We start from the raw sequence: 8,099 nt of genomic DNA on the forward strand, positions 1-8,099 counted from the left end.
GGTAACTTGCAGGTGCAAGAAGGCACCGGCTCATTGAGCCGGTGCCCGGAGATGCTAGCGCTATTTCAGTTTTTACTCAAAATGCGATAAGTCAGGCCGGGTGCGCTCGAAGCTTGCCGAGTGCCGCGCGGGCCTGGGACGCCTCGTCGGCGATCCCGACCGATTCGGCGAGACCGACGGCTGTTGTCAAATGTTCGACGGCTTCGTCGGCGTGTCCGAGCGCCGCCTCGCATTGGCCCAGGCCCCGGAGGGCGGCCGCTTCCTCCCGGGTGGTGCCGACGGATCGCGCCAGGCCGAGCGCCATGGCGTACTGGTCATGCGCTTCCTCGTGCCGCCCGGCAGCCAGGAGGGCCGCGCCCAGGCCGTTGGCGGCGTCCGCCTCGTAGCGGACGCTGCCGATCGACCGGAAGGTCTCCAGTGCCGATCGGTAGAGCGGGAGGGCGTAGTCGAGCTCCTCCGGAATTCTCAGGGTGGCGGCCAGGTTCACGTGCACGACGGAGAGGTCGAATTGGGACATCCGGTCGCGTCCGATGCGCAGGATCTGTTCGAAGGTGCGGCGTGCCTCGGACGTGTTTCCCGATATCAGGTGGAGGTCGCCGATGTTGTTCAGGATCCGCAGCTCGAAAACCCCGTCATTGAATTTCCGGGAAATCGGCAGGGCTCGGTTGTAGGTGTGGAGCGCGAGTTCGCAATTCCCCATCGAGCGGTGGACGATGCCGATGTTCGCCAGGCATCGGGCGACGTTCCACTGGTCGTCGATCTTCTGCCGAATGGCCAGTGCCTCCTCCTGGATCGCCAGCGACTCGTCGAGTCGGCTCTGGCTCCACCGCACCCGCCCGAGCAGGCTCAGGGCGTTGGCCGCTGCGTCGAGGTCGCCCTCCGTGCGGGCGAGGCTCAGGCCCCGTTCGAGGGCCTCGGCGGCGGCGTCGTAGCGCGAGGCGTTCGCCAGTGTCGCCCCCAGGTCGATCAGCGACCGCGCCTCCTGCCGGTCGTTCGCCTGCGAATGCCAGTACGAGGCCGCTGCCCGGTGCATCGCCTGGGCTTCGCTCCAGTACGCCTCGGCGTCCAGGTGACCGGCCAGGACGTGGGCGAGCCAGGCGCCCGCCTCGGCGAGCCCGGGGTGGTTCGAGTGGGTGGTGAGGGCGATCAGGGCGGCGTGCTCGCCCTCCAGCCAGGCCCTGGCCGAAGCGGGGGAGTCGATTCCGATGTCTCCCGACAAATCATCCGCACCGCCGAATTGATGATCGGTCGGGACTTCGCTCCGCGACCTGCGCGGATAGAGCAGCCGGTCCGCCCGGTCGGCCGCGTGCAGGGCGAAGCGGAGCAGCCGCTCGATCGCCGACTCCCGCTGTGCGTCCTCCACTCCCATTGCCACTGCGAACTCCCGCAGGAGATCGTGCAGTTGGTACCTTTCGGGCGAAATTTCGATGATCAGGTGACAGTTCAGCAATGCCTCCAGCACCTGGTCCGTTTCGTCGATCGCCAGCCCCAGCAGGGCCGCTGCCGCATGCACGCCGAAATCCGGGCCGGGGTAGAGGCCGAGCAGCCGGAATGCCGAGCGCTGGCCGGACGGGAGGTACTGGTAGGAGACCTCGAAGGCCCGGGCGATGCTGGACGAGCCGCTGCGGATCTCGGCCAGCCGCCCCTTGCGGGAGAGGCGTCGGGCGAGGTGGTCGAGGGTCCAGGAGGGGCGGGCCTTGAGGCGGCTGGCAGCGAGTTCGATGGCGAGCGGGAGGAGGCCGCAGCGGTCGACGATCTCGACGACGCGCTCCCGGTCGGCCGAGCGGTCGGGGCCGACCACGTTGCTGAACAGGGCGACGGCGTCGTCCACCGGCAGGACGTCGAGGAACACCGGTCTGGCGCACGGGAGTTCGGCGAGCCGCTGGCGGGAGGTGACGATGATCAGGGCGGACGGCGCGGGCGGCAGCAGCGGGCGGATCTGGGCGGCGTCGGCGGCGTCGTCGAGGACGACGACGGCACGCCGGGTGGAGAGGGCCTCGGCGCACAGCGCGAACACCTCGTCGGCGTCGAGCGGGATGGTCATGGCGGGCACGCCGAGGCGTCTCAGCAGCAGGGCGCCGGCGGCCTCCGGGGTCAGCGGCGGCTGATTGCCGACGTGGGCGCGCAGGTTGAGGTAGACGTAGCCGTCGGGGAAGTGCTCGCGCATCAGGTCGGCGGCGTGCAGGGCGAGCGTGGTCTTGCCGACTCCGGGCATGCCGAGGATCGCCGAGACGGTGACGACGCCTCCCCGGGCGCCGGTGGGGTCGCCCCCGGGGGCGGGCAGCACACGCCGGAGGTCGTCCCGCCGGCCGATCAGCCGATGCCGGCCGGGCGGGCCGGACGGCTCCGGCGGGCCGGACGACTCGGGGCCGGCGGCCGGGGCGAGTTCGACCCGTCCGGGCGTGCCGGGCAGCGGTTCTCCGTTGAGCATCCGCCGGTGCAGCCGGGTGAGGGCTTCGCCGGGTTCGGTGGCGAGCTGGGCGCGGAGCAGCCGGACGACGGCCGGGTAGACGGCCAGGGCGTCGGCCTGGCGGCCGGCCGCGTGGAGCGCGGTCATCAGGTGGCCGGCGAGGCGTTCGTCGGTGGGGCGGTCCTCGCGCAGGGCGGTGAGTTCGGGAATGAGTTCGTGGTGGCGGCCGATCCGCAGGTCGATCTCGATGCGCTGCAGGGTGGTGGCGAAACGCTGGTCGGCCATGGTGGCGCGGGTGGCGCGGGCCCAGCTGCCGGGCAGGCCGGCCAGGGGTTCGCCGCCCCAGAGTTCCTCGGCGCGGCTGAGGACGGTCCTGGCCTGGTGGTCCAGTCCGTTCTCGGCGAGCAGGGCGGCTTGTTGGGACAGGTCCAGATATCGCCACCAGTCGATGAGTTGGGGGTCGGCCCGCAGGGTGTACGTGTGCGATCGGGTGTCGATCGTGGGCACTTCGCGCGGGTTTTCCGTCCCACCGGTACGGGCGGCCCGTCTCAGCAGGGCCCGGAGGTGGGATACATGGCTGTAGAGGCTGGCCAGTGCGCTGGGCGGTGGTTCCTCGTCCCACAGTCGGTACGCGAGCGACGTGTGGGAGAGCGGCCTTCCGACCTCCAGGGCCAGCGCGGCCAGCAGCTGCCGCCGTTTGTCCGAGTGGAGCGCCAATGGCTCTCCGTTCACCGACAGTTCGACTGAACCCAGGAGATGGAACTTCATTGACGTCCCCCGCCGGTTGGCTACCAGCTTGCCGTGTCGCGGGTGAGCATGGCACGCGTCCGGGGCGGTCGGCTATACCACGACGGGATTCGGGCGAGGCTCTTTTGGGAATGTCCTCGACTTGACGACAAGTCATCTGCTAACTGCACACCGGCAGTTCGCCGACCGGCAGGGGGAGCCAGTGACAGGATCGGCCCTGGGCGGTGGTCGCCGGTGACGGACGCCGACCCGTCCTTCGGCGTGGTGCACAACTCGCTGACCGGCGGCGGGGGCGTCGGTGGTTCGGTGGTGCAGGCGGGAACGATCAACGGCGGGCTGCACCTGCACGCCCGGCCGCTCCCCGTTCCGCGCCAACTCCCTCCCTCCCCGCGGAGGTTGATCGGACGCGAGGCCGACCTGGCCGCGTTGGACCGTTCGTTGAGCGGGGAGGCCGGCCCGGCGGAGGCGACCGTCGTGGTGACCGGCCCGGCGGGGGTCGGCAAGACGGCGCTGGCCGCCCAGTGGCTGCGCGGGCTGTCCGGGCGCTTCCCGGACGGCCAGTTGTACGCGGACCTGCGCGGCTACGCCCCGGGCGGGCCCGCCGATCCGGCCGAGGCGCTCGGCGCGTTCCTGCGGGCGTTCGGGATCTCGCCGGTGCCCCGCAGCCTGGCGGAGGGCGCGGCGCTGTGGCGCTCCCTGGCGGCGGAGCGGCGGATCGCCGTACTCCTGGACAACGCCTCGACGGCCGCGCAGGTCCGGCCGCTGCTGCCGGGCTCGGACGGCACGGTGGTCGTGGTGACCAGCCGCCGCAGGCTCACCGGCCTGGGGATGGACGGGGCGGTGTTCCGCCCGCTGGCGCCGCTCGCGGCGGAGGCGTCGACCGAGATCCTCGCCGCGCGGGTCGGCGGGCGCCGGGTGGCGCGGGAGAGTGACGCCGCGGCCGTGGTGGTGGACGCCTGCGCCGGACTGCCGTTGGCGATCTGCCTGGCGGCGGCGCGGATCGCCGCCCGGCCGGCCCAGCCGCTCGCGGCCACCGCCGAGATGCTGGGGCGCGGAACCGACCGGCTGGCGGCGCTGAACGCGGAGGGCGAGACCGTGCAGGACCTGCTGGACGCCTCGTACGGGGTGCTGGAACCCGGCGCCGCCCGGCTCTACGGGCTGCTCGGCCTGCTGCCCTTCGGCGAGTTCACCCTGGAGAACGCCGCCGTCCTGATGGACGTGGACCTGCCCGCGGCGGACCGGCTGCTGGACGGTCTGATCGACGTGCACCTGCTGGAGGAGCGCGGGCCGGAGCGCTTCCGCTTCCACGACCTGGTGCGCCTGCACGCCCGGACGCACGGCCGCGAGCTGCGGGGCACCGAGGCCGGCCGGGCCGCGCTGGACCGGATCGTCGACTGGTACCTGGCCTCGGCCACGGCCGCCGAGGCGGTCGTCTCGCCGAGCCACCGCACCCTCGCCCGCGACCACCTCACCCGGCCCCGCCACCCGGCCCGGGAGTTCGAGGACGAGGTCCGGGCGCTGAGGTGGCTGGACCAGGAGCGTGACCGCCTCGCCGACGTGCTGCGCTGGTGCGAAGAGCTGGACCGGCCCGCCGCCGCCTGGCAACTGGCCGACGCCATGTGGCCGTTGTTCCTGCGGCTGCGCCCGGCGCGGCTGTGGGTCGAGGCCCACCGGATCGGTCTGCGGGCCGCCCGGACGGCCGGTGACCGCAGCGGCGAGCTGCGGATGCTGACCTCCGGCGGGAACGGGCTGCGCAACGCGGGCGAGGCGGAGGAGGCGGCCCGCTGGTTCACCGAGGCCCTGGAACTCGCCCGGGAGCTGGGCCATCCGCTGGCCCAGGCGAACGCGCTGTACGGGCTCAGCCAGACCCACCGGATGGCCGGCCGGCTGGCCGAGGCGGCCGAGTGCCTGCACCGGGTGGTGGAGCTGCGGGAGGCCCAGGACTACCTGCGCGGTGCGGCGCTGGCCCGGCTGGCGTACGGCGAGGTGCTGCTGCTGGCGGACCGGGCGGCCGAGGCGGTGGAGCCCGTGGAGCGGGCGGGCCGGGAGCTGTCCTCGATCGGGGACCACTACGAGGCGGCCCGCGCGACGGCCTTCCTGGGGCTGGCGCACGGGCTGCTGGGCGCGTACGAACTCGCCGACGGCTGCCTGGAGGCGGCCCTCGCGGACTTCCGGGCCGGGCTGTCGGCGCACTGGGAGGCGCGGACGCTGGAGTTCGCCGGGCAGGTCGAGGAGCGGCGCGGCCGTCCGGAGCGGGCGCGTGCCCGGTTCGAGCAGTCGCTGGCCCGGTACCGGGACGTGGGTGCCGCGGGCGAGGCGGCCAGACTGGCCGGCCGCCTCGCCGCGTACGGGGTCGGTCCCGGTGTCACCCCCCGACCCGGCGGCCCGGACGCCTGAGCCGTCCGGCCGCCACCGCGCTGACCCGGCAGGCGGCCGCGCCGAAGCGGTCGGAGCGGTTGTAGTGGTCGAAGCGGTCGGATCGGCCGAACCGGTCGGATCGGTCGGAGCAGTCGAGGCGGTCGAGTTCGCTGAGCGCCCGCCCGGCGGCCAGCCAGGCGTGCGCCAGCGAACCGAGGGCGAGCGGCAGTGCGGGAGCGCCGGGGTGGCGCGCCCCGCGGTCCGGCCGCAGGAGGAGCCGGGCCCCGGTCCGGGCGAGCAGCAGCACCGCTCCGCTGCGGTGCTCGGCGGTGGCGACCGCGCAGCCGGGGTGGGCGGACAGCGCCCCGGCGAGCCGGGCCGCGGAGTCCGCCGCCGGCAGCGGCCCGAGGTGCAGCACGTCGGCCTGCCGGCGGCGGCGCGGGCCGGCCGGTTCGGTGAGGTCGAGCACCAGGTGCTCGTCCACGAAGCCGGGGCCGGGCCGGTCGCGACCGGGCCCGGTGGGCGGGGCCGCGGTCAGCAGCCCGTGGCGGGCGCCGGTCGGGGACTCCACCCGGGCGTCGAACAGCGAGCCCGGGTACCCCTCGGACGGCGGACCGGCGAGCGGCACGAGCCGCACGGTGTGCAGCACGGCGCTCACCCGGCCCGCCGGGAGCCCGGTGCCAGGGGCGCGTCCAGCGGACCGGGCAGCGGCAGCGGCGTCGGCTCGGGGCCGTGCGCGGGCTGGCCGAGCCCGAGCACCCGGTAGAGCAGCCGGCGGGCGTTGCGGTCGAAGCGGCCGGGTTCGGAGCTGATCCGGGCGGCGATGGCGGCGTACTCCTCCGGGCGGTACTGCTCGGCGGCGTACGCGAGCTGCTCGGTGAGCGGGTGCCCGGGGCTGAGCGCGGGTGCCGTCCGGGCGAGCTGGGCGGACGGCGAGCGCGGATTGACGTTGTGGTGCGGGTACTCCGCGAGGAGTACGGGGGCACCGGTCATCGCCGCGTACAGGGTGACCGAGCCGTGGTCCCCGATCACGTAGTCGGCGGCGACCAGCAGCGGCCGCCAGTCCGCCTCCGGCGGGACGACCGAGACGGCCCCGCGCGCGGTGGCCGTCGCCCAGGACCGCACCTGCCAGGGGCTGTGCGCGGCCGCGATGTTCGGGTGGGCGAGCAGCGCGGCGCGGTAGCCCTGCCGGGGCAGCTCCGAGGTGAGCCGGGGCAGCACGGCGTCCAGCCGGGTGAACAGCGAGCCGGCCCCCCAGGTGGAGGAGACCAGGACGAGCTTCTCCTCGGGCCCGAGCCCCAGCGCCGCCCGGTAGTGCTCCCGGTGCGGCAGCGCGGCGGCGATCCGGTCGTAGCAGGGGTCGCCGACCACCTCCGCGATCGGCAGCGCCTCCGGGCAGCTGCGGCCCAGTTCCTCCAGCTCCTCCGCGTGGGCCAGCGCGAAGGAGGTCGGGACGAGTCTGCCCTCCCAGTACAGGTAGTCCGGGCGCAGCCCGATGGCCGTCCGCTCGCCGTCCGGCCCGCCGCGCCGGGACAGCTTGATGTTGCCGGCGCCGTGCGGGAGCCGGACGACCGGCCCGCGCAGCTGCTCCATGCCCTGCGAGCCGGCCGCCAGGACGAGGTCGAACTCGCGCCGGACGGCCTGCTCCCAGGGCAGTACGGTGGCGCCGAGGGCGAGCAGGCCCTCCGCGGCGCCGCGGTTGAACATGTGCGGGGCCACCGTGAACTGCACGTGGATCCGCAGGTCGGAGGCGAGCAGCGAGTAGAAGTCGTGCAGCCGCTGGGCGTACACCACGGTCTGGGCGACGACCAGCACCCGCTTGCGGTCCCGCAGGGTCTCCCACGGTCCGTTGTTGCTCCAGGCGGCGCCGTCCCTCGCGTTCGTCCGGTCGGTGTGGCCGTGCGTCCCGTGGGTGGTCGTGATGTCCTGTTCCCCGTGCACCAAGGTCATTCCCTTCCCCCTCCTTGACCGCAGGTCGGGGCCTCGACGAGGCCCGGTGCCGATGTTCCCCGGGCGGGCTGGCGGATTCATTGCCGGGACCTGGCGGGGGCTTGCGGAAACCTTGTGTCCGCTTCCGGCTGCCGCCAGGCGGTCGGGACACCGGGTAGGGTACTGAGTGCCTTTACCAGGGGTACTGAGTGCCGTATTCTCTCGGTGGAGCCTCCGACGCCAGTCGGGGAGAGCCGACACGGCATGCCGGTCCAGGTGGCGCTCACGGCGCGCCGACCGCGGCCGGGCCGGACTTGGCACTCAGTACCCTCGGCCTGACCCGAGGCCATGGATCCAGTGCATCCGTGCACCCGTGACAGGAGAAACCGCTCATGAGCTTGAGGATCGTCGTCTGTGTGAAGTACGTGCCGGACGCGACGGGTGACCGTCGTTTCGCGGACGACCACACCACCGACCGGGAGGGTGTGGACGGCCTCCTGTCGGAGCTGGACGAGTACGGCGTCGAGCAGGCGCTGCGGATCGCCGAGGCGAACGACGGCGCCGAGGTGACGGTGCTGACGGTGGGTCCGGACGACGCGAAGGACGCGCTGCGCAAGGCGCTGTCGATGGGTGCGGACAAGGCCGTCCACGTGAA

5 protein-coding genes are annotated in these 8,099 nt (G+C 73.7%); 2 read left to right on the forward strand and 3 right to left on the reverse strand.

Annotated features, from left to right (window positions below):
* Positions 1 to 91: 91 nt before the first annotated feature.
* Positions 92 to 3,127: an AfsR/SARP family transcriptional regulator gene (locus tag ACZ6Z8_RS33520; protein ID WP_465613807.1), complete on the reverse strand. Its 3,036-nt coding sequence runs from the start codon at positions 3,125 to 3,127 to the stop codon at positions 92 to 94.
* Positions 3,128 to 3,391: 264 nt separating this feature from the next.
* Here ACZ6Z8_RS33520 and ACZ6Z8_RS33525 point away from each other — a divergent pair, with 264 nt between their 5' ends.
* Positions 3,392 to 5,554, forward strand: a complete 2,163-nt coding sequence (locus ACZ6Z8_RS33525; protein WP_465613808.1) for a tetratricopeptide repeat protein — start codon at positions 3,392 to 3,394, stop codon at positions 5,552 to 5,554.
* Here the strand turns inward: ACZ6Z8_RS33525 and ACZ6Z8_RS33530 are convergent.
* Together ACZ6Z8_RS33530 and ACZ6Z8_RS33535 are read right to left on the reverse strand one after the other, a co-directional pair.
* Positions 5,523 to 6,164, reverse strand: coding sequence for a hypothetical protein (locus ACZ6Z8_RS33530; RefSeq protein WP_465613809.1), 642 nt, complete (start codon positions 6,162 to 6,164; stop codon positions 5,523 to 5,525). The two genes, ACZ6Z8_RS33525 and ACZ6Z8_RS33530, sit on opposite strands and share 32 nt — an antisense overlap.
* 5 nt (positions 6,165 to 6,169) lie before the next feature.
* Positions 6,170 to 7,465, reverse strand: a complete 1,296-nt coding sequence (locus ACZ6Z8_RS33535) for a hypothetical protein (RefSeq protein ID WP_465613810.1) — start codon at positions 7,463 to 7,465, stop codon at positions 6,170 to 6,172.
* A gap of 371 nt (positions 7,466 to 7,836) precedes the next feature.
* On the opposite strand from ACZ6Z8_RS33535, the gene ACZ6Z8_RS33540 reads away from it, so the two are divergent.
* The coding region (locus ACZ6Z8_RS33540) for an electron transfer flavoprotein subunit beta/FixA family protein (protein WP_465613811.1) at positions 7,837 to 8,099 on the forward strand (263 nt) is incomplete at its 3' end.

The organism is Kitasatospora sp. NPDC101108, from assembly GCF_055584725.1.

Excerpts from the sequence above, each read along its gene's own strand:
- ACZ6Z8_RS33535 (WP_465613810.1), bottom strand. The coding sequence starts at position 7,465 with ATGACCTTGGTGCACGGGGAACAGGACATCACGACCACCCACGGGACG.